The sequence below is a fragment of the Mesorhizobium sp. M0019 genome, from assembly GCF_040323975.1.
In the GTDB taxonomy this organism is placed as follows: domain Bacteria; phylum Pseudomonadota; class Alphaproteobacteria; order Rhizobiales; family Rhizobiaceae; genus Mesorhizobium.
Genome location: NZ_JAMYVK010000021.1, coordinates 47,274 through 68,311, shown reverse-complemented (window position 1 = coordinate 68,311; position 21,038 = coordinate 47,274). Strand labels below are relative to the sequence as shown.

The window sequence follows — 21,038 nt, the reverse complement described above, 5'->3', positions numbered from 1 at the left end:
TCAGCCGGGCCCCTCCATCACCTTGCGCGTGTGGCGGGCGATGACACCTTCTTCGTCGGTCGCCACGACGCGGACTTCCACCTTGCTCTCCGCCTGGCTCATCAGCGCGGCATGAGAGCGGTTGGCGGCCTCGTCGATCGCCACGCCAAGCCAGCCAAGCCTGTCGCAGATTGCCTTGCGGGCCGTGGCCGAGTGCTCGCCGATGCCGGCGGTGAACACCAGGCATTCCAGCCCGCCCAGCGTGTTGGCGAGGGCGGCAACTTCCCTGGCGGCGCGGAAGGCGAAAAGCTCCACCGCTTCGCGAGCCCGGCGGTCGTCGCTGGCCTCCAGCGAGCGCATGTCGCCGGAAATACCGGACACGCCGAGCAGGCCGGATTCCTCGTAGAGCATGTCTTGCAGCGCCTCTCCTGAAACGCCTCTTTCCAGCAGCAGGTACAAAAGCACGCCCGGATCGATGGCGCCGCAGCGTGTGCCCATGACCAGGCCGTCAAGCGCCGAAAAGCCCATCGTCGTATCGACGCTGCGCCCGTCGCGCATGGCGCACAGGCTCGCCCCATTGCCGAGATGGGCGACGATGGTTCTTTTTGCCGCCAGATCGGGCGATATCTGCTCGAGTCGGCCGGCAACATATTCGTAGGAAAGCCCGTGAAAGCCGTAGCGGTGGATGCCGTCTGCCTCATAGCGGCGCGGCAGCGCGAAACGGCTGACCAGAGGCTCGATGGTCCGATGGAAGGCGGTGTCGAAGCATCCGACCTGCGGCAGGTCGGGCCGCAACGCGGCAAGCGCCCGGATCGGCGCGAGGCTGCGCGGCTGGTGCAGTGGCGCAAGCGGGGTCAGCCTGTCGAGAGCCTCGATAATTGTCGGCGTCAGGCGGACAGGTTCGACGAAGTCGCGGCCGCCATGGACGATGCGATGGCCGGCGGTGATGAGTTTCCTTCCGCCAAGTTCGTTCTCGATCCATTGCAGCATCTGGCCGATGCCTAAATCGGGCGATGCGTCTGCTGCAAGTGGCCGATCGCACTGCACCGCCCCATCGGCGGCTTTTGCGGTCAGCCTTGGCGCATCGCCCAAATCCAGCGAACCGCGCGAGGCAAGATCCAGCTCAGCGGACACTCCAAGATCGTAAAGCCCGAACTTGATGCTCGACGAGCCGGCATTCAACGCAAGGATCGATCGTCGCATCAATCGCCGGCCCTCGTCGCGCCGTCCTGCGGCCAAGACCATTTCTGGATCTCGGGCATGTCCTCGCCATGTTCGCGGACATAGGCCGTGTGCTCAGCCAATTTCCCGTGCAACGCCGCGGCAAGATCCTTCGCCCGCTCGGCCAGCCCCGGCACACGCGCGATCGCGGCGAGCGCCAGATGATAGCGGTCGAGCTGGTTGAGCACCACCATATCGAACGGCGTCGTCGTCGTGCCTTCCTCGCGAAAGCCGTGCACATGCATGTTGTCGTGGTTGGCGCGCCGGTAAGTCAGACGGTGAATGAGATAGGGATAGCCGTGATAGGCGAAGATGACCGGCTTGGCCCTGGTGAACAGTGCGTCGAACCTGTCATCGGCAAAGCCATGCGGATGCTCGGAATTCGACTGCAAAATCATCAGGTCGACGACATTGACGACGCGGATATTCAGGTCCGGAATGCCCGAGCGCAGGATATCGGCTGCAGCCAGCGTCTCCAGCGTCGGCACGTCGCCGGCGCAGGCCAGGACCACATCCGGATCTTCGCCCTTGGCAACCGTCCCGGCCCATTCCCAGATGCCGGCGCCGGCCTTGCAGTGTGCTTCCGCGTCTTCGGCGGACAGCCATTGCGGCGCCGGCTGCTTGCCGGCGACGATGACGTTGATGCGGTTGTAGGTTTTCAGGCAATGGTCGGTGATCCACAGCAGCGTGTTGGCGTCGGGCGGGAAATAGAGCCTGACCGTGTCGGCCTTCTTGTTGGCGACGAAATCGGCAAAGCCTGGGTCCTGATGGCTGAAGCCGTTGTGATCCTGTCGCCAGACATGCGAGGTCAGCAGGTAGTTGAGCGAGGCGATCGGCTTGCGCCAGGCAAGTTCGCCGGAGGTCTTCAGCCATTTGGCGTGCTGGTTGACCATGGAATCGATGATGTGGACGAACGCCTCGTAGCACGAGAACAGGCCGTGGCGGCCGGTCAGCAGATAGCCCTCCAGCCAGCCTTGGCAAAGATGCTCGCTGAGCACTTCCATGACGCGGCCGTCACGGGAAAGATGGACGTCGTAAGGCTCGATCCGCTCCATCCAGACCCGATCCGTAACCTCGAACACGTCGTCGAGGCGGTTGGAGGACGTCTCGTCGGGTCCCATCAGCCGGAAATTCCTGGCCTCGGCGTTCAAGCGGATCACATCGCGAAGATAGCTGCCGACGGTCCGCGTCGCCTCCCCGACAGTGCCGCCCGGACGCGGTACGTCGAGCGCCAGGCCTTTCCAGTCGGGAAGCACCAGGTCTTGTTTCAGCAGGCCGCCATTGGCGTAGGGGATAGCGCCCATTCGTCTTGGTCCTGTTGGCGCCAGCGCCGCAAGCTCCGCCAGTAGATGGCCGCCTTCGTCGAACAGCATCTCCGGCTCGTAACTGCGCATCCAGTCTTCGAGGATCTGCCGGTGCGCCGCATCGCCGCGTGCATTCGACACCGGCACCTGGTGCGAACGCCAGAAATCCTCGACCTTCTTGCCGTCGACCTCTTTCGGCCCAGTCCAGCCCTTTGGGCTGCGCAGCACGATCAACGGCCACAGCAGCCGCTCTCCCTTCCAGCCCGCGGCTCGTGCGGGCTCCTGGATGGAGTGGATCCGGCCGAGCACGGTATCGAGCGTGCGGGCCATCTCCCGATGCATCGGGGCAGGCTCATGGCCTTCCACGAAAAAGGTTTCGTAGCCATAGCCGAGGAACAGGCTGCGCAACGCCTCGTCTTCCATGCGGCCGAGGATCGTCGGGCTGGCGATCTTGTAGCCGTTGAGATGCAGGATCGGCAGGACGGCACCGTCGGATGCAGGGTTCAGGAACTTGTTGGAATGCCAGGCCGCGGCGAGCGGGCCGGTCTCGGCTTCGCCGTCGCCGACGACGCAGGCAACCACAAGGTTCGGATTGTCGAAGGCGGCGCCGAAGGCATGGACCAGCGCATAGCCGAGCTCTCCGCCTTCGTGGATCGAGCCGGGTGTCTCCGGAGCCGCGTGGCTCGGCACTCCGCCGGGAAACGAGAACCGCCGGAACAGCTTTCGCAGGCCGTCTTCGTCCCCGCCGACCTCGGGATAGATTTCGCTGTAGGTGCCCTCGAGCCAGCTGTTCGCGACCATTGCCGGGCCGCCGTGACCCGGGCCGCAGATGAACAGGACATCGAGACCACGTTCACGGATAATCCGGTTTAAATGCACATAGATGAAATTGAGGCCGGGCGTCGTGCCCCAATGGCCGAGCAGCCGCGGCTTGATGTGCTCGGGCCGCAAGGGCTCGCGCAAGAGCGGATTGTCGAGCAGGTAGATCTGGCCAACCGAGATGTAGTTCGCGGCGCGCCAGTAGCGGTCCATCAGATCGATCTGGTCAAGGCCGGTCGTGTGCGCAGCGGTGCGGACCTCGTCGTTCATGGAAATGCCTCCGGAATACCCTCGTCCGTCGTTATCTGGAGTGGCGTCGCGTCGGAGAAAGGATTTGCCTTGAAATAAGTTTGGGCGGCGTGGCTAGCGATTGCCGATCCTGCAACCCGCCTCGCCGGACAAAAGCGGGTCGGTCTTTTGGGGAACCTCGGGGCTTGCCAACGGTTAGGGAGATGCACCGCATTGCTTGGATCCAAAGGGACTGCCGAGGCCCTGAGATACGAGCCGGCCGAGGTGGCGTTGAGCAGCTTGGGCGATTGTAGCGGAGGCCCATAGGAGGAGCAAAAAGATGCTCGATCTCTCCCATGCCCGCAACCAAATGGTCGACATCCACTTGAGCCGCCGTGGCATTCGCGACCGCAATGTCCTTCAGGCGATGCGCGAGGTCCCGCGCGAGGCTTTCGTCGATCCTGGCTTTGAAGAATTCGCCTATGAGGACGGGCCGCTGCCGATCGCCGAAGGTCAGACGATATCGCAGCCCTACATCGTTGCGTTCATGATCGAAATGGCCGAGGTCGGAGCCGGCGACCACGTCCTCGAGGTTGGCACCGGCTCGGGCTATGCGGCTGCCGTAATGAGCCGGATCGTCGAACGCGTCTACACGATCGAGCGCCACGCCGCGTTGGCTGAAACGGCAAGGCAGCGGTTCAAAAAGCTTGGCTACGACAATATCGAAGTCCGCACCGGCGACGGCACCAAAGGCTGGCCCGAGGCGGCACCCTTCGATGCGATCCTGGTTGCGGCCGCCGGACCCGGCGCACCGCTCGCTCTGCAGGAACAGCTCGACGTCGCTGGCCGGCTTGTCATCCCGGTCGGCGATGAATTCGACTCGCAGCGCCTGCTCAAGGTCACCCGTACCGGCGCCGCAACCTACACTGAGGAGGATTTCGGCGGCGTGCGGTTTGTTCCGCTGATCGGCGAGCAAGGCTGGGGCGAGCCAGGCAGCGACAGCCAGATAGCGGCCGATCTTCCGCACCGGCATCAGCGCAGGAGCAGCCTGCCGCAGATGATCGCGGCCGCCGCCGAACCGCTTCCGGATTTCGACGATCCGGCCTTCGGTGCGCTGTTCGACCGGTTTGCCGACCGCCGCGTCGTCTTGCTCGGCGAAGCCAGCCACGGCACGTCGGAGTTCTACCGTGCGCGCGCCGCGATCACTCGCAGGCTGATCGAGAAGCATGGCTTCACCATCGTCGCGGTCGAGGCCGACTGGCCCGATGCCGCGGCGATCGACCGCTACGTCCGCCATCGGCCGCCGCGGCCTGGCGCAGATCCGCCGTTCCAGCGCTTTCCCACCTGGATGTGGCGCAACACCGACGTCGCCGAGTTCGTCGACTGGATGCGACAGCATAATGAGCGGATCAGGCTATCCTCCCGGCGGGCCGGGTTCTATGGCCTCGACATCTACAATATGGGTGGATCGATTGCGGCGGTCCTGCAATATCTCGACCGGGTCGATCCGCAGGCGGCGAGGATCGCGCGCGAACGCTATGGCTGCCTGACGCCGTGGCAGAACGACCCGGCCACCTATGGCCGTGTCGCACTCACCTCCGGTTACCAGAAATGCGAGAAGGCCGTGCTCGAGCAATGCCGGGAACTGCTTTCCAGAGAGCTCGACTACGCGCAGCAGGACGGCATCGATTTCCTCGACGCGAGCCAGAATGCCCGTCTGGTCGCCTCCGCCGAGCGCTATTACCGCACCATGTATTACGGCGGCGCGCAATCCTGGAACCTGCGCGACACCCATATGTTCGAAACGCTGGAGCACCTGCTGCAGGCCCGCGGCCCGAACGCCAAGGCGGTGGTGTGGGCACATAATTCCCATATCGGCGATGCCCGCTATACCGAAATGGGGATCGTCAGGGACGAACTGAATATCGGCCAGCTCTGCCGCCAGCGTTTTGGCGACGAGGTTGCCTTGATCGGGCTCAGTACGCATTCCGGGACGGTGGCCGCCGCCACCGACTGGGACGGCGACATGGAAGTGAAACCGGTTCGGCCTTCCCACAACGACAGCTATGAGCGGCTTTGCCACGACAGCGGCGTCTCGCCTTTCCTGCTCGATTTCGATCGCGACGACACGCTGCGCGAACGGCTTCTGGAGCGCCGGCTGGAACGCTTTATCGGCGTCATCTACCGGCCCGAAACCGAGCTCCACAGCCATTATGCGGACGCCTCGCTCGCCCGCCAGTTCGATGCTTTCGTCTGGTTCGATGAAACCAGTGCCGTGACGCCGCTTGGGCCGGAACATGCGGGGACAGGCCTTCCCGAGACCTATCCTTTCGGGCTGTAGCGAATTTGGACCCTGGGAAAGTGGAAAATCAAAAGAAGGAGGTCACCGATGGCCGGAAAAAAGACTCATGAGCAGCAATTGCGCGTCATCGAAGAGCGCGAGAACACGAAAAACGCCGGCAAGGATTTCGACGCGGAAGCGGATTTGAAAAAGACCAGGCAAGAGCGCGAGGCGTTCCGGCGCGGTGCCGAGCTCAGATCGGACCCGAAGGACATTGCCGATCCCGACGACCGCAACATCATCCGCGGCGAGCACCAGGAAAGCGCCCACAACAAGCATCGCACCGACCGCTGAAACGGCAGGATCGCTTGACGTTAAGATAGTACGCCGGTTCCGTTCCCTGATCTGACGGATGCAGCGTTCGTGGCGGCAAGTTGGCGGACGAGGGCCGTCTTGATCCCTGGCGCTATTCAGCAAAAAATGTCGCGGCGACAGCAATTGAGACGAGGCTCAGCATCGCCAGGCCTGCCCTGGCGACATGCGAAGCCTCCCAGATGTTGTGCAAGTCTCTCCAGTCGCCGGTCTGCTTTCGAGAGAACATTGAAAAAAAGGTCGCGGCTGATTGCGGCATGGCAACGTCTTGCACCCAGAAATTATTGACGGGATGCGTGATCAACCAATAGGTCGCATGTTCCGCCAGCAGGAAGGCGAGCGCCGCCAAGGTCCACCAGAATCGAGCGCTTGGATAAGGCGTCAGGTAGAGCATGATGGCGAGGGCAATGATGCCGCCGATCTCGGCAAAGCCGCCGATCGTGAAGCCGGGATAATAGATCGCCTGCACTGATCTGTAGGTGGCCTCCTTGAGGCGCAACTTGCCGGGCAATTCCAGTGCGTGCGCAAGTGAGAGCGCCATCGTGACAGCGACCAGAAGGACGGTGGCGATCATCAATGCGCGCATGTTCCTGCTCCCTGAATGATGCCCTCGTGGCGCGCGCGTACTTAGGGTGGTTGGTGATCCGGTAAAGGCAACGACACCCGACTTCGCCGGCAAGTCCGGTTCGGTCATTCCCCGATCTGGCTGGTCGACCGTTCGTGGACTGTGGCGCCGGTCTGTGCGTCGACCGCAGCCATGCTGACCTCGTAGCCCCAGAGCTTGCGGATATGGCGCAGCGTGGCGTCGCGGCTGCCGCCTTCCAGCACTATGCCGTCCTTGACCTTATGCTGCAGGCGCAGATGCCGATCGCCGAGCAGGTCCACGTCCACCACCTGGATGTCCGGCCGGCTGGCGCCGATGTCGTAGCTGTGGGCGAGTGCGGCGCGGATGCTCTCGTAGCCGCGCTCATTGTGTATCGAGGCGACTTCGTAGTGCGGATCGTTGGCCGCATCGGCAAGCACAAAGAACCGCCATTTCCGGATCAGGGTAGGGCTCAGATACTGGCGGATGAAGGACTCGTCGCGATGGTTGGCCCAGGCGTCCAGCAGGGTCTGGCGCCAGTCGCCATTGCCGGCGATATCGGGAAACCAGTCGCGGTCCTCGGCGGTCGGCGCGGTCGAGATGCGCTGGATGTCCTGCATCATGTCGAGGCCCAGCGCGTAAGGGTTGATGCCGGAAAAGCGCGGATCGTCGAAGCCCGGCTGGAAGATCACGTTCGAATGGTTGCGCAGCACTTCCAGCATGGCGCCTTCGCCGATCAGGCCGCGGTCGAACAAAAGGTTCATCAGCGTGTAATGCACGAAGGTGGCGCAGCCCTCGTTCATCACCTGCGTTTGGCGCTGCGGATAGAAATACTGCGCGATGACGCGGACAATCCGGATGACCTCACGCTGCCAGGGTTCCAGGATCAGGCTGTTCTTCTCCAGGAAATAAAGCAGGTTTTCCTCAGGCAGCTTGAGCGATTTCCTGCGCTCCGCCATTGTATCCGTCTCGCGGGGCTTGGTGCCGTCCTTCGAAGGCGGCAGCGTGCGCCATAGGTCATTGTAGGAACGCTCCTCGTATTCCAGGCGCTCGCGAACGCCCTCGCGCTGCTTTTCCGACGACAGTTTCGGCGGCCGGTGATATCTGAACACGCCCTGTTCCATCAGCGCATGTGCTGCATCGAGGATCTCTTCCACCGCATCGACGCCATGCCGCTCCTCGCAGCGGGAAATGTAGCCCTTGGCGAAGTCGAGATAGCTGAGGATGGCGCTGGCATCCGTCCACTGCTGGAACAGATAATTGTTCTTGAAGAAATGGTTATGGCCGAGTGCCGCGTGCGCCGTCACCAGGGCCTGCAGAGCCATGGTGTTTTCCTCCATCAGATAGACGATGCAGGGATTGGAATTGATGACGAGTTCATAGGCGAGCCCCCGTCCGCCTTTGCGATAGAGCAATTCCTGGTAGAGGTAGTGCTTGCCGAACGACCAGTGCCGGTACATCAGCGGCATGCCGACAGAGGAATAGGCGTCGAGCATCTGTTCTGAGGAGATGATCTCCATCTGCACCGGATAGACGTCGAGGTGGAGCTCTTCGGTGGCGACCGCCTCGATGGTCTCGTAGGCACGCGACAGCGTCCTGAAATCCCAGTCGGAACCGGAAAACAGCAACCCGGATTTGCTCGCCATCAGCCCCCTCTTTCAGCGCTCTTTTGATAACCCGGCTGTCTGGCGAAGAGCTGGCGGAAAACCGGGTAGATGTCGGCCGCCGTGGCGATGCGGCTCATCTGGAAGTTCGACCACCTCAGCTTGACCGCACTGTAGGCACGCCACAGCGACGTGCCGTTGTCGGTGGCGCCGAAGATGTGGCTCTCACGCTCGTCGAGGATCTCGACGTAGGCAAAATACTGGCAAAGCCGCATGATCTGTTCGTCGAGCAAGGCGATGCAGCGCTCGGAATCGGTGACGAAATTGTCGCCGTCCGAGGCCTGGGCGACATAGATGTTCCATTCGCGGCTGGGATAGCGTTGCTCGACGATGCGGTGCATCTCCTCGAGCGCCGTGGAGACCACCGTGCCGCCGCTCTGAGTGTTGTAGAAGAAGGTTTCCTCGTCCACCTCCTGCGCCTCGTGCGTGTGGCGAATGAAGACGACCTCGGTGCGGTCATAGCGCCGTTTCAGGAACAGGTGCAGCAGCACGAAGAAGCGCTTGGCCAGATCTTTCTCGCGTTCGCCCATCGAACCGGACACGTCCATCAGGCAGAACATCACCGCATTGGCGTTCGGCACCGGCTGGGCGTCGAAGCGGTTGAAGCGGATATCGACCGGATCGACAAAGGCGATCCGCTTGCGGCGGCGCTCCAGCCGCTCAAGCTCTTCCTGCAGCGCCACGATGCGCTGCCGCATCTCGGCGTTTTGCGGCTTCGCCTCCAGCGTCGCGATCTCCTGCGCGACAGCGTCGACCGCCTCCTGCTTGGGACGCCTGAGCGCTATGCGGCGGCCATGGCTGTTGCGCATCGTGCGCCCGACATTGATGTTGGTCGGCGAGCCGGTCGCGGCGAAGCCGGCCCGGCGCGGCTTGAAGGCGAGGATCTCCTTGAGGTTGAGCTTGACCATATCAGGCAGTTCGAGGTCTTCGAAAAAGAGGTCGAGCACCTCCTCGCGCGACAGCACGAAACGGAAATCGTCCTCCGATTCGGTTCTCCCCGGGGCGGATCCCATGCCGCCGCCCTGGCCGGGTTTAGGCAGCCGGTCGCCTGGGGCAAAATGCTTGTTGCCGGGCAGGACGTGCTGGCGGCTGCCGCTGTTCCGGGCATCCTTGAAGCTCGGCTCGCCGGTGCCTCGCGCCGGCATCGAAACGGCATGCTCGGCGTCCACGTCGGCGATCTTGCCGGTGCGGATCTGATCGCGGATGGTGCGCTTCAACTCTTCGCGCGCCCGCCGCAGGAAACGCTGCCGGTTGCCGAGGCTTTTGTCCTTCGGGTTCAGTCGGCGATCGATGAAGATCGGCATATGTTACCCCGGGCTGGCTTCAACCCGCCTTGTTCACCCGCATGTACCAGTCCACCAGCCGGCGGACCTGGCGCTCGGTGTAGCCGCGCTGGATCATCCGCTGCACGAATTCGGTATGCCGCTTCTCCGTCACGCTGTCCTGCTTGGAGCCGAAGCTGATCACCGGCAGCAGATCTTCGACCTGCCCGAACATCCGCTTCTCGATGACTTCGCGCAGCTTTTCGTAGCTTGTCCATGATGGGTTGCGGCCATGGTTTCTGGCCCGCGCGCGCAGCGTGAACTTCACCACTTCGTTGCGGAAGTCCTTGGGATTGGCGATGCCGGCCGGCTTTTCGACCTGCGACAGTTCGTTGTCCAGAACCTCGCGATTGAGGATCTGGCCGGTATCGGTATCCTTGTAGTCCTGATCCTCGATCCAGGCATCGGCATAGGCGATGTAGCGGTCGAACAGGTTCTGGCCGTATTCGCTATAGGATTCCAGATAAGCCTTCTGGATCTCGTGGCCGATGAACTCGGCATAACGGGTCGCCAGCTCCGACTTTATGAAATCGAGATAGTCCGCCTCTGTTTCCTTCGGGAACTGCTCGCGCTTGATCGCCTCTTCCAGGATGTACATCAGATGCACCGGATCGGCGGCCACCTCTTCGGTGTCGTAGTTGAAGGTCTGCGACAGGATCTTGAAGGCGAAGCGGGTGCTGACGCCGGTCATGCCTTCATCGACACCGGCCGCGTTTCGGTACTCCTGGACCGACTTCGCCTTGGGATCGGTTTCCTTGAGGTTCTCGCCGTCATAGACGCGCATCTTGGTGTAGAGCGGCGAATTGTCGTGTTCGGCCAGGCGGGTCGAAACGGTGAACCGGCTGAGGATATCGAGCACTTCCGGAGCGCAGGGGCTGGAGGCCAATTCGCTTTCGCGCAACAGCTTCTCGTAGATCTGCCGCTCTTCGGTGACCCGCAGGCAATACGGCACCTTGACCACCAGGATACGGTCGAGGAACGCCTCGTTGTTCTTGTTGTTCTTGAACTGCAGCCATTCCGATTCGTTGGAATGGGCAACGATGATGCCCTGATAGGGGAAAGCGCCGAAATTCTCGGTGCCGTTGTAGCTGCCTTCCTGGGTCGCGGTCAGCAGCGGATGCAGCACCTTGATCGGCGCCTTGAACATCTCGACGAATTCGAGCAGTCCTTGCGTGGTCCGGTTCAGGCCGCCGCTATAGGAATAGGCATCCGGATCCGACTGGCTGAAGTTTTCCAGCTGCCTGATGTCGACCTTGCCGACCAGGGCCGAAACGTCCTGGTTGTTCTCATCGCCCGGCTCGGTCTTGGCGATGCCGATCTGGCGAAGCCTGGACGGCATCAGCTTGACGACGCTGAATTTGGAGATGTCGCCGGACAATTCGTCGAGGCGCTTGGCCGCCCAGGGCGAGATCAGGCCGTTCAGTCGCCGCCGGGCGATGCCGTATTTGTCCTCCAAAAGGTCGCCCATGCGGTCGGGGTCGAACAGCCCGAGCGGCGATTCGAACACCGGGCTGACCTGGCCGCCGACCTTCAGCGTATAGATCGGACGCTGCTCCATCAGCCTTTTCAGCTGCTCCGCAAGCGAGGACTTGCCGCCGCCGACCGGGCCGAGGAGATAGAGTATCTGCTTGCGTTCCTCGAGCCCTTGCGAGGCATAGCGGAAATAACCGGCGATACGCTCGATCGTATCCTCCATGCCGTAAAAGTCGGCGAAGGTCGGATAGATCTTGATCGTCCGGTTCGAAAAAATACGGCCAAGCCGCTCGTCCTTGCTGGTATCGACAAAGGTCGGCTCGCCAATCGCCTCGACCATCCGCTCGGGCGCCGAGGCGTACATCGACTTGTCCTCGCGGCAGGCAAGCAGATATTGCTGGAGGCTTATCTCCTCCTGCGCCGCATTCTTGTAAACCTCGGAAAACAGATCGAAGACGTCGGATTGATTCTCACGCATGGTATTCCTAGCCCCGGAGCCGGTGTGGCTGCACGTTTGTCTCTTGAACAACCAAATGTCGGAAAGCCCTTGTGGTTCCCTTCACTTTGCAGAGAGTGCCTGTGACCGAATGATAAGACTCTAGATAAGGGCATCCTGAGTGCAGACAAGGCGTGGAACGCCCCGCTCGAAGCATTAAATCCTGAATCGCGCCACGCCGTGCGGGCGACCTCCGATAAGACGGAGGAACGGTTCTGGTCCTTCCCGGTTGTGAAGGAAAGGAGACGGTTCGATGTTTGAGACTAGTTTGTGGTTGCTCGTTGTTGCAGGCGGTCCACTGCTGCTGGCAATCCTGATCGCCTACGCCCTGCTCACGCAGCGTCGCCGCAGCCCGGCGGAGCGCAGGGAAAGCGACCGCGCCACCGAGCGCCTGTACCAGGAAAAGAAGGACTGACCGACAGGATCGCAGCTCAGCTGCCGGCAACCGCCAGCCCGGCCACTTTTTCGGCGCGCAGCAGCATGCCGAACAGGTCACGCGGTTCATCGGGATCGGCCAGAAGGTCTAGTTCCTCGTAAAGGCCGGTCCGCTGAAGCTGATCGCGGACGTAGCGCAGCGCGGAAAAATCCTCGATCGCAAAGCCGACGGAATCAAACAGCGTGATCTGTCCGGCGTCCGTCCGGCCTGCTGCCTTTCCTGTCATCACCTGCCACAATTCGGTGATCGGATGGTCCGCATCGAGCTGCTGGCTCTCGCCTTCGATGCGCGTCTGCGGCGGATACTCGACGAAAATATTCGAGCGCAGCAGAATGTCGCGATGCAGCTCGGTCTTGCCCGGGCAGTCGCCGCCGACCGCGTTGATGTGCACGCCGGACCCGACCATGTTGTCGGTCAGGATTGTTGCCGACCGCTTGTCGGCGGTAACCGTCGTGATGATCTCTGCACCTTCGACGGCCTCCTGCGCCGACGCACAGAGCTTGATGTCGAAACCCATGCCGGCAAGGTTCTTCATGCATTTGGTCGAGGCCGCCGGGTCGATATCGTAGAGGCGCAGCCTGTCGACGCCAAGCAGCGCCTTGAACGCAATGGCCTGAAATTCCGATTGCGCGCCATTGCCGATGATCGCCATGCACCGGGCGGCCTCGGGAGCCAGGTATTTCGCGGCAACCGCCGAGCTGGCCGCCGTTCGCAGGGCGGTCAGGATGGTCATTTCCGAAAGCAGCATCGGATAGCCGTTGCCGACATCGGCAAGCACGCCGAAAGCGGTCACGGTCTGACGGCCGTCACGCGTGTTCTTCGGATGCCCGTTGACATATTTGAAGCCGTAAAGCTGCCCGTCGCTGGTCGGCATCAGCTCAATGACGCCGTCAATGCTGTGCGAGGCGACGCGCGGCGTCTTGTCGAACAGCTCCCAACGCCTGAAATCCTCTTCGATATAGGCGGCAAGCTCGACCAGAAAGCGCTCGATGCCGATGGCAAGCACCAGCTTCATCATGCGGTCGACGCTGACGAAAGGAACGATGTTCAAATTGACCGTCATGGCTCAGAACCCCCTCGTCGGGCGATCCATGATCCGCCGGCCCATCAAGCTTGCGGTCAGGTCGACCAAAAGCGTGGCGGTGCGGCCGCGTTCGTCGAGAAAAGGGTTGAGCTCGACCAGGTCGAGACTGGTGACGAGGCCGCTGTCATGCAGCATTTCCATCGCCAGATGCGCCTCGCGGAAGGTGGCGCCGCCGGGAACGGTGGTGCCCACCGCCGGGGCGATCGACGGGTCGAGAAAATCGACGTCGAGGCTGACATGGAGCATGCCGTTGGCGGCGCTCACCCGTTCGAGAAAGGCGCGAAGCAGTTGCGCGATGCCGTACTCGTCGATCGAACGCATGTCGTGGACCGTCACGCCGGCTCTGCGCAATGCATCCCTTTCCGCCAGGTCCACGCTGCGGATCCCCAGCGCGCATATGCGAGCCGGCTCCACCTGCGCTGCAAGGCGGGGGAAATAGCCCTCGAAGCCGGGCTGCCCGCTGGCATAAGCCAGCGGCACGCCATGCAAATTGCCGCTGGTCGTCGTGTCGAGCGTATGAAAATCGGGGTGCGCATCGAGCCACAGCACGAAGAGCGGCCGGCCGGCATTCGCCGCCCGGCGGGCAATGCCGGCGAGCGTGCCGGCCGAAATGCTGTGGTCGCCGCCGAGAAAGATCGGCATCGCATCGGCGCTCGCGGCATAGGCCGTTTCGCTGATTGCCGCCGTCCAGGCGGCGATTTCCGGCAGCGCCTTCACCGCCGCGTTGCCGTGTACGACAGGACGCATGTCGGCAGGGACGATCGTTCCGAGGTCGGTCAGCGTATGGCCGAGCTCGGTCAGTGCGCCAGCCAGGCCGGCCGTGCGCAGCGCACTCGGCCCCATCTCGCAGCCCATGCGGCCTGAGCCGGCCTGGATCGGCGCCCCAACGATCGTGCAATGCATTTGTCATACCCCACCGAATTACGATGCCTTTATTGAAGCGGGCATTGCTGGCAGAATGAACAGGTCAAATTGGCAAATTTGTCGAAGTCCCCTACCATTGTGGCATCATCTACTTCCGTTGTGAGCAATCATGGACCGCCTCGACGAGCAGATCATCACCTCTTTGCGGCACGACGCCCGGCGCAGCATTTCCGATCTTGCCATCAGCCTGGGTGTCTCCCGGGCAACGGTAAGGTCCCGGATCGAGCGGCTTGAAAGGGACGGCGTCATCGTCGGCTACACCGTCATTCTACGCGCCGACGCGGTCGACCAGCGGGTGCGTGGCATCATGATGATCGAGATCGAAGGTCATGCCGCCGATCGCGTCATCCGGGCGCTGGGCGGCTTCTCCGAGGTCTCGACGATCCACACCACCAATGGCCGGTGGGATCTGGTGATAGAACTCGGAACCCAGACCCTGAGCGAGTTCGACGCGGTGCTGAGACGTATCCGCCTGATCCCCGGAATTACCGGCAGCGAAACAAGCCTGCTCCTGGCAACGCCGCGCACCACCAAGGCGCGGCTGTGACCTTCGAGGAACCGCCTTGGACCTGTAGCGATAACGAAATCCGAAGCCACAGAACCTTCAATTGCCGGTGCGGTTAGAGCAATTCCAGGAAAAGTGTGAAACGGTTTTCCGTTCGGAATTGCGTCAAACAAGAGAGATCGGTTCAGCGTTTCCCCCGATGAACCGTTCTAGGCTCGGACAGCCCTTCTTCGAGGGAGAACAATCATGGCTCACGCCCAGCAGGAACTGGTCGAATTCGTTATCAGCAAAGCCTTCAATCCGGTCATGCGGGCCAAACCAGACGGAAAATCCGATGCCGAACGCAAGACGCTCGAGCACGTCCAGCAAGTCACGAAGACCGAGATCGAGCGCTATCGCCATTACGGCTCGGCCGAGGAGGTCGCGACCAACTTCAAGCGCGACCTGAGCTCAGATGCCGCCAAAAAGTTGCACGCCCAGCTGCGGCGCCTGCATCTGCCGACGATCGAGGATACTCGCGACGAATTTGAGGACAAAGCCCGCAAGTTGGGGGTCAAGGCCTCGTCGTAGATCCGCGACCGGTCCTCGGTGACGTCCGTCAGGCTGTCATCACAAACCGTCCTTGGTCGGAGGCCACCCTGACCGAACCGTCTCAGGGATGTTGTCCGACGTCAGATCGCCCCGATTGAGCTTTTCGATCGCTTCATCGGCTTCGCTTTCGTCGAGACCGGAAAGCGGCAACCCGCCGACCACGACGGCTTCGTCGCTCTCGCTGTCATAGACCTCCCAGAGGCCGTCTGAATCCTGTCGTTTGTCGAACGGCATGGCACTCCCCAACACCGCTATTGTACGCCTGCCACCCATTTCAGGGCCTGGGCTTTTTCGTCCTCCGGGAACACCCGCGCCTCGATTTGCGGAAACAGCGCGTCCGTCATTTCCGTAGCTGCCTTGATCCACTGCTTGTCGGAAATCACGGCGGCACGTTTGAAGCGGTGGAGCTCGCCAAGTTTGCTCAGCCCATACTGCAGGTCGCGCCGCAAGGCGCCAGCCGTTATGTCCTCGAAATCGGTAAGATCGGTCAGGACGCTCCTTATGGTCGCTCAGTTTCGCTTCGATTGCCGGGATGACTCTGTCGTAGTCGTCCGCCGTCACAGTGCCGGTGACACGAAAGGCGGCGACGTTCTGGGGAGCGGAAATCATCTCGATCATTTTTTCCTCCGGTTTCTGACTGGCTGGCTGCCTGAAACAAACTCGGGCCATTCGCGGATGTTCCTTGCCAAAGGCGTGTTTCACTTCGACCTAAAATGACGATCGGCCGGCTTCCCCGACCGGCCCTCGGATCACCTGGGTGACGACGGTGTAACGCGTGATTTGGCCCTCCTCGGGGTCCTCTCCGTCGAAGTGGATTTCTGCATTCAGCGGCAGCTGCGCGGTGTTGCCGAACTGCTTGACGGCGGAGACATGCACAATCTGCACGTCGGGGTCACGCGTCATGGCGTCCATTGCCGCAAGCTCGGCCGTGCTGCTGCCGCCGATCCGCCAACTGGCTTCCAGCACTCCCGATCGCCAGATGCCCGAGGAATCGACACCTTGGCCGATGTCGTAGTTGCGCCGTGAGGCGAAAAATCCGGGATAGCCATCCATCGCCGCGTCGTAGGTCCTCGCCTGCGCCACAGCCAAACTTAGCGCCGGAGAAAGCTGCAGCCTGTCGAGCGCCTCCCATCCGCCGCGCACGACGACCAGATCGGATCCGCCGTAAACGGGCTGTCCGGCATTGTCGGCCGTCATCCGCTGCACGCCATAATAGGCGACCGATGTTCCGTCGATCGCCGTTCTGCCAATGCTCAGCGTGACGATGTCGCGAAGCTCCGTTTCGAGAACAAGGCCGTATTCCCTCAGGTCGGAGGATGGATATCGATCCAGCAGCCTTTCGATATCGGCGACGGTCGCGGCGGTGTGCTGGTCGCGGCCCCTCGAAGCGCGCGGTGGCTTGAACCGGACCAGCCCGAGCTCCAGCAGACGTTCCGCTGCGCGCAGCGCGTCATCGCGTGAAAATGCGGTATAGCCGGGCAGTACGGCCGCGCCGACGGCTCTGCCGAAGCCGGCTGGCCATTCTTTTGGCCGTGCCGCCGACCCGTCCACCAGCTCGTGGGTTATGGCCTTGGTGGTTGCGAGGCGCCAGGGCACCACACCGCCGAAGAGGTCGTCCGGCCCGTTTATGCCCAGTTGGAGCGCATCGACGGCAAGCAGGCTGTCGTCCGGCACGAAATACAGTCGGCCACTGTCACCGCCGCCGTCACTCAGGCCCTGGCGGAAGGCAAAGCCCTTCAACGCCGCAATCGTGCGCGCAACGGCAGCGACGGTTTCCCGCTCGTGGGTATAGATTGTCTCGCCGCCCGGCACGGAGAACGCGATCACAACACCTTTTGCCCCGCTTGGTTGCTTACCGCTTAGCCCGGTCATGTCGCGCCCTTCGTCCATTGCCGAGCCCATTGCCGGTTCCGCGGCGATGCGTCCGAACCGAAAAACCCGTTCACGCGGCGAATGTTCCGGCCAACGGCCGGCTGCGGGTTCGACCAGGTGGCTGCCCGGAACATCGGCGGCTCGCGGTTGTTATGCGGGAACCTCAGCCAGGGAGATCGAGACCATGACCTTCACGCTCAAAAGCCCTGCCTTTGCAGATGGCAAAAAAATACCGCCGCGCTATTCCCGCGACGGCGGCAACGTTTCACCACCATTGGAGTGGACGGACGCCCCGCAAGGAACCAAAAGCTTCGCCCTGGCCGTCGAGGACCCCGACGCCCCTTCGGTCACGTTCCGCCACTGGGCGGTCTACGACATCGACGCACAGCGCAATTTTCTTCCCGAAGCAACGACCGCCGGCACCAAGACCGAGAGCCTCGGACACGGCGTCAACGATTTCGGCAATCCTCATTATGACGGTCCCCAGCCGCCGACTGGGCATGGGCTTCATCATTACCATTTCCGGCTTCTTGCGCTCGACGTCGAGACGCTGGGTCTCGGCGAGAAGGCTGCCGTGGACGACGTGCTGAAGGAGGCCGCGCCGCACGTCCTGGGAGAGGCAGAGCTCGTTGGCACATTCGAACGGGCTTGAGACCGGAGCTCGCTGTCGCATGAACTGCGGCGAACGGCCGGAATAATCGCTAAAGCGCGTCGCGTTCGATCGGCCTCATGCGACGCGCTTTAGATTCTTGTTTTTACGCATGTCGTTATCACAAAACCGCTGCACACTTTTGCGCGACATGCATCAGCGGTTCATGTTCATGATCGCGTTCATCGGCATCAAATTGTGGTCGAGGTTGGCCATGATCCAGATCGAGCCGCCAATCACCAGAACTACGATCAGCACGCCGAAGGCAAGCGCCAGGGCGTTGTTGGTGTTGTCCGGCCCCGTCGTGATGTGCAGGAAGAAGACGAGATGCACGCCCATCTGGGCGATCGCCAGCACGACCAGCGCCACCGGAATGCCGGGTGCCCATATCAGGTTGGTTCCGAGCAACCAGAACGAGGCGATGGTCAACAGCGTTGCCAGCCCGAGGCCGATCACATAGCCGCGTAGCCCGGATCCGACTTCGGTGTCGCCGAGGTATTCGTCACCCGGCGCCGTATCGATGTCGTAGCGCTCCAGCCCATCGGCGTCGCGCCGTTGCGCGTGGCGATCGTCCGCATTGCTCATCGACTTGCTCCCAGGAGATAGACCACCGTGAACAGGGCGACCCAGATGATGTCGAGGGCGTGCCAGAACAGGCTGAAGCACATGAAACGCCGAAGAATATCGTCGCGGAACCCCTTGGCGAAGATCTGCGCCATCATCGTGAGCAGCCACAGCAGCCCCGCCGTGACGTGAAGGCCATGGCATCCAACCAGCGTGAAGAACGCCGACAGGAAAGCGCTGCGCGTCGGTCCGGCACCGCTGGCAACCATATGCGCGAACTCGCGCAACTCGAGCAGGATGAAGGTGGCGCCGAGCACGAAGGTGACAGCCATCGCGACATAGAACCAGGAGCTTCGCCGCGCTGTCACGGCGAGGCTGGCGAGACCGCAGGTGAAGCTCGACAACAGCAAAGCCGCCGTCTCGATCGCAACGTTGCGCAGGTCGAACAGCTCGGCCCCGCTCGGCCCGCCCGCCGTCTTGCCCGCCAGCACGGCATAGGCGGCAAAGAAGGCCGAGAACATCACGATGTCGCTCAGAAGGAAGATCCAGAAGCCGTAGCCGACGACGATCCGGATCGGTGCCGGGCCGCCGTCGCCGTGGCCGGGTGCATGGCCGTGCCCGCCATGGAGGCGGTAAGGGTCACGCTCTCTGACGTCGATCGCGGTCATGGCCTTGGTCCCGTGTAAGTGACCAGCGCCTCGCGGCGGGCACTTCGGTTGGCGCGGTCGATCCGGGCGACTTCGGCGGCGGGAATGACGTATTCGGGGATGTCGCGCCACGCGAATACGACGAAGGTGGCCAAAGCACCGAGCGCGCCGAGCGCCACCATCCACCAGATGTGCCAGATGAGGGCAAAACCCATCACGGTCGCAAAGAAGGCGCAGATGAACCCGGTGGGACTGTTGCGCGGCATCTCGATCGGCTCGTAGTCAGGCTCGTCGCGCAGCCGGTTTTGCTCGCGTGCCCGCTGCTTGATGCTCCAGTAGGGCTCTTCGCCCTCGACATGCGGAAGCGCGGCGAAGTTGAAGACCGGCGGCGGCGAGGGCGTGGCCCATTCCAGCGAGCGGCCGTCCCAGGGATCTCCGGTGGCGTCGCGAAGCGCCGCGCGCTGCCGGATGCTGACGACGAGCTGTACGATCTGCGCGACCACGCCGGCGGTAGTGATTAACATGCCGACGCCGGCAGCCAGCACCCAGGGATGCCATGCCGGCACGTCGAAATGCTGCATGCGGCGGGTCATGCCGAGCAGGCCGACAGCGTAGAGCGGCACGAAGGTGGCGTAGAAGCCGATCAGCGTCAGCCAGAAGGCCAGCTTGCCCCAGCCCTCGTGCAGCCGGAAGCCGAATGCCTTGGGAAACCAGTAGGTATATCCCGCGAAGGCGCCGAACAGCACACCGCCGATAATAACGTTGTGGAAATGCGCCACCAGGAACAGGCTGTTGTGAAGCAGGAAATCGGCCGGCGGCACGGCCAGCAACACGCCCGTCATGCCGCCGATGACGAACGTCACCATAAAGCCCAGCGACCACAGCATTGGGGTCGCGAAGCGGATGCGGCCGCCATACATGGTGAACATCCAGTTGTAGATCTTCACGCCGGTACCGACAGCGATGATGCTGGTGGCGATGCCGAACGCGGCGTTGACGTCGGCCCCGGCGCCCATGGTGAAGAAGTGGTGCAGCCACACCATGAAGGAGACGATGCAGATGAAGAGCGTCGCGGCCACCATCGAGCGGTAGCCGAACAGCGGCTTGCTGGAGAAGGTGGAGATGACCTCCGAGAAGATGCCGAACGCCGGCAGGACGAGGATATAGACCTCGGGATGGCCCCAGGCCCAGATCAGGTTCACGAACATCAGCATGTTGCCGCCGGCTTCATTGGTGAAGAAATGAAAGCCGAAATAGCGGTCGAGCGTCAGCATCGCGAGCGTGGCGGTGAGGATCGGGAAGGCGGCGACGATGAGCAGGCTGGCGGCGAGTGAGGTCCAGCAGAACATCGACATCCTGAGGTAGCTCATGCCGGGCGCCCGCATCTTCAGGATCGTGGTGACGAAATTGATCCCGGTGAGCAGCGTTCCGACGCCCGCTATCTGCACCGCCCACAGATAATAGTCGACGCCGACGCCCGGTGAGTAGGCGGTCTCGCTGAGCGGCGGGTAGGGCAGCCATCCGGTACGGGCGAATTCTCCGATCACCAGCGAGATGTTGACCAGCAGCGCGCCGGTGGCGGTGAGCCAGAAGCTCACCGAGTTGAGCGTCGGAAAGGCAACGTCGCGGACGCCGAGCTGCAGCGGCACGACCAGGTTCATCAGTCCGATGACGAACGGCATCGCCCCGAAAAAGATCATGATGGTGCCGTGGGCGGAAAAGACCTGGTTGAAGTGATCGGGCGGCAGATAGCCGGGCGCCTGGAAGGCGAGGGCTTGCTGGGACCGCATCATGACGGCGTCGCTGAAGCCGCGCAGCAGCATCAGCAGCGCCAGCAGCGTGTACATGACGCCGATCCGCTTATGATCGACGCTGGTGATCCATTCGCGCCACAGATAGGGGAAATGGCCGGCCAGGAAGACCCAGGCCAGCACGCCGAGGATTGCCAGGGCGACGACCGCCGAGGCGATCATCGGCAGAGGCTGATCGAACGGAATGACGTCCCAGCTCAATTTTCCGAGCAT

General features: G+C 62.4%; 21 protein-coding genes. 7 read left to right on the top strand and 14 right to left on the bottom strand.

Annotated elements, in window-relative coordinates; genetic code table 11:
• Together NKK47_RS16960 and NKK47_RS16955 are read right to left on the bottom strand one after the other, a co-directional pair.
• Positions 1-1,182 carry an acetate/propionate family kinase gene (locus NKK47_RS16960; RefSeq protein WP_352577662.1) on the bottom strand — a complete coding sequence of 394 codons (1,182 nt, stop codon included), beginning with the start codon at positions 1,180-1,182 and terminating at the stop codon, positions 1-3.
• On the bottom strand, positions 1,182-3,593 hold the full coding sequence (locus NKK47_RS16955) for a phosphoketolase family protein (protein ID WP_352577661.1): 2,412 nt from the start codon (positions 3,591-3,593) through the stop codon (positions 1,182-1,184). Before NKK47_RS16955 ends, NKK47_RS16960 begins: the two co-directional genes overlap by 1 nt.
• Positions 3,594-3,891: 298 nt before the next feature.
• On the opposite strand from NKK47_RS16955, the gene NKK47_RS16950 reads away from it, so the two are divergent.
• Positions 3,892-5,892, top strand: a complete 2,001-nt coding sequence (locus NKK47_RS16950) for a protein-L-isoaspartate(D-aspartate) O-methyltransferase (RefSeq protein ID WP_023677064.1) — start codon at positions 3,892-3,894, stop codon at positions 5,890-5,892.
• 48 nt (positions 5,893-5,940) lie between these two features.
• Positions 5,941-6,186 carry a hypothetical protein gene (locus tag NKK47_RS16945; RefSeq protein WP_023677063.1) on the top strand — a complete coding sequence of 82 codons (246 nt, stop codon included), beginning with the start codon at positions 5,941-5,943 and terminating at the stop codon, positions 6,184-6,186.
• 112 nt (positions 6,187-6,298) lie between these two features.
• Here NKK47_RS16945 and NKK47_RS16940 read toward each other — a convergent pair whose 3' ends face one another.
• The 4 genes from NKK47_RS16940 to NKK47_RS16925 form a co-directional block, all read right to left on the bottom strand.
• A complete protein-coding gene (locus NKK47_RS16940; protein WP_352577692.1) occupies positions 6,299-6,778 on the bottom strand; it encodes a DUF1772 domain-containing protein in 480 nt (159 codons plus the stop codon).
• A 116-nt stretch (positions 6,779-6,894) separates the two neighbouring features.
• Complete coding sequence (locus tag NKK47_RS16935) at positions 6,895-8,433, bottom strand: SpoVR family protein (RefSeq protein ID WP_352571847.1); 1,539 nt, start codon at positions 8,431-8,433, stop codon at positions 6,895-6,897.
• On the bottom strand, positions 8,433-9,755 hold the full coding sequence (locus NKK47_RS16930; protein ID WP_352571846.1) for a YeaH/YhbH family protein: 1,323 nt from the start codon (positions 9,753-9,755) through the stop codon (positions 8,433-8,435). The genes NKK47_RS16935 and NKK47_RS16930 overlap by 1 nt, the downstream gene beginning before the upstream one ends.
• Positions 9,756-9,774: 19 nt before the next feature.
• Positions 9,775-11,724 carry a PrkA family serine protein kinase gene (locus NKK47_RS16925; RefSeq protein ID WP_023677059.1) on the bottom strand — a complete coding sequence of 650 codons (1,950 nt, stop codon included), beginning with the start codon at positions 11,722-11,724 and terminating at the stop codon, positions 9,775-9,777.
• A gap of 271 nt (positions 11,725-11,995) precedes the next feature.
• On the opposite strand from NKK47_RS16925, the gene NKK47_RS16920 reads away from it, so the two are divergent.
• Entirely contained in the window at positions 11,996-12,157 is a 162-nt protein-coding gene (locus NKK47_RS16920; protein WP_352449544.1) for a hypothetical protein, read from the top strand.
• Between the two features lie 16 nt (positions 12,158-12,173).
• Here NKK47_RS16920 and ocd read toward each other — a convergent pair whose 3' ends face one another.
• Both ocd and rocF read right to left on the bottom strand, forming a co-directional pair.
• On the bottom strand, positions 12,174-13,241 hold the full coding sequence (gene ocd / locus NKK47_RS16915; protein WP_352457835.1) for an ornithine cyclodeaminase: 1,068 nt from the start codon (positions 13,239-13,241) through the stop codon (positions 12,174-12,176).
• A gap of 3 nt (positions 13,242-13,244) precedes the next feature.
• Positions 13,245-14,165 (bottom strand): arginase, encoded by a 921-nt coding sequence (rocF, locus tag NKK47_RS16910; protein WP_352577660.1) that lies wholly within the window; start codon positions 14,163-14,165, stop codon positions 13,245-13,247.
• Positions 14,166-14,295: 130 nt separating this feature from the next.
• On the opposite strand from rocF, the gene NKK47_RS16905 reads away from it, so the two are divergent.
• Entirely contained in the window at positions 14,296-14,733 is a 438-nt protein-coding gene (locus tag NKK47_RS16905; RefSeq protein WP_352473046.1) for an Lrp/AsnC family transcriptional regulator, read from the top strand.
• A 204-nt stretch (positions 14,734-14,937) separates the two neighbouring features.
• On the top strand, positions 14,938-15,261 hold the full coding sequence (locus NKK47_RS16900; protein WP_352577659.1) for a hypothetical protein: 324 nt from the start codon (positions 14,938-14,940) through the stop codon (positions 15,259-15,261).
• 39 nt (positions 15,262-15,300) lie between these two features.
• On the opposite strand, the gene NKK47_RS16895 is transcribed toward NKK47_RS16900, so the two are convergent.
• Positions 15,301-15,516, bottom strand: a complete 216-nt coding sequence (locus NKK47_RS16895) for a hypothetical protein (RefSeq protein WP_352577658.1) — start codon at positions 15,514-15,516, stop codon at positions 15,301-15,303.
• A gap of 17 nt (positions 15,517-15,533) precedes the next feature.
• A complete protein-coding gene (locus tag NKK47_RS16890) occupies positions 15,534-15,773 on the bottom strand; it encodes a SpoIIAA family protein (protein ID WP_352577691.1) in 240 nt (79 codons plus the stop codon).
• 10 nt (positions 15,774-15,783) lie between these two features.
• On the opposite strand from NKK47_RS16890, the gene NKK47_RS16885 reads away from it, so the two are divergent.
• Positions 15,784-15,999 carry a hypothetical protein gene (locus NKK47_RS16885; RefSeq protein WP_352577657.1) on the top strand — a complete coding sequence of 72 codons (216 nt, stop codon included), beginning with the start codon at positions 15,784-15,786 and terminating at the stop codon, positions 15,997-15,999.
• Here NKK47_RS16885 and NKK47_RS16880 read toward each other — a convergent pair.
• Positions 15,991-17,184 carry a DUF3182 family protein gene (locus NKK47_RS16880; RefSeq protein WP_352577656.1) on the bottom strand — a complete coding sequence of 398 codons (1,194 nt, stop codon included), beginning with the start codon at positions 17,182-17,184 and terminating at the stop codon, positions 15,991-15,993. The genes NKK47_RS16885 and NKK47_RS16880 overlap by 9 nt on opposite strands.
• Before the next feature lie 154 nt (positions 17,185-17,338).
• Between NKK47_RS16880 and NKK47_RS16875 the strand changes: the two genes are divergently transcribed.
• On the top strand, positions 17,339-17,806 hold the full coding sequence (locus NKK47_RS16875) for a YbhB/YbcL family Raf kinase inhibitor-like protein (protein ID WP_352577655.1): 468 nt from the start codon (positions 17,339-17,341) through the stop codon (positions 17,804-17,806).
• A gap of 153 nt (positions 17,807-17,959) precedes the next feature.
• On the opposite strand, the gene cyoD is transcribed toward NKK47_RS16875, so the two are convergent.
• The 3 genes from cyoD to cyoB are packed head-to-tail and all read right to left on the bottom strand — an operon-like array spanning position 17,960 to position 21,038.
• A complete protein-coding gene (gene cyoD, locus NKK47_RS16870) occupies positions 17,960-18,388 on the bottom strand; it encodes a cytochrome o ubiquinol oxidase subunit IV (RefSeq protein ID WP_352577654.1) in 429 nt (142 codons plus the stop codon).
• A complete protein-coding gene (gene cyoC, locus NKK47_RS16865; RefSeq protein ID WP_352455884.1) occupies positions 18,385-19,035 on the bottom strand; it encodes a cytochrome o ubiquinol oxidase subunit III in 651 nt (216 codons plus the stop codon). The genes cyoD and cyoC overlap by 4 nt, the downstream gene beginning before the upstream one ends.
• Positions 19,032-21,038, bottom strand: a complete 2,007-nt coding sequence (gene cyoB / locus NKK47_RS16860; protein WP_352577653.1) for a cytochrome o ubiquinol oxidase subunit I — start codon at positions 21,036-21,038, stop codon at positions 19,032-19,034. The genes cyoC and cyoB overlap by 4 nt, the downstream gene beginning before the upstream one ends.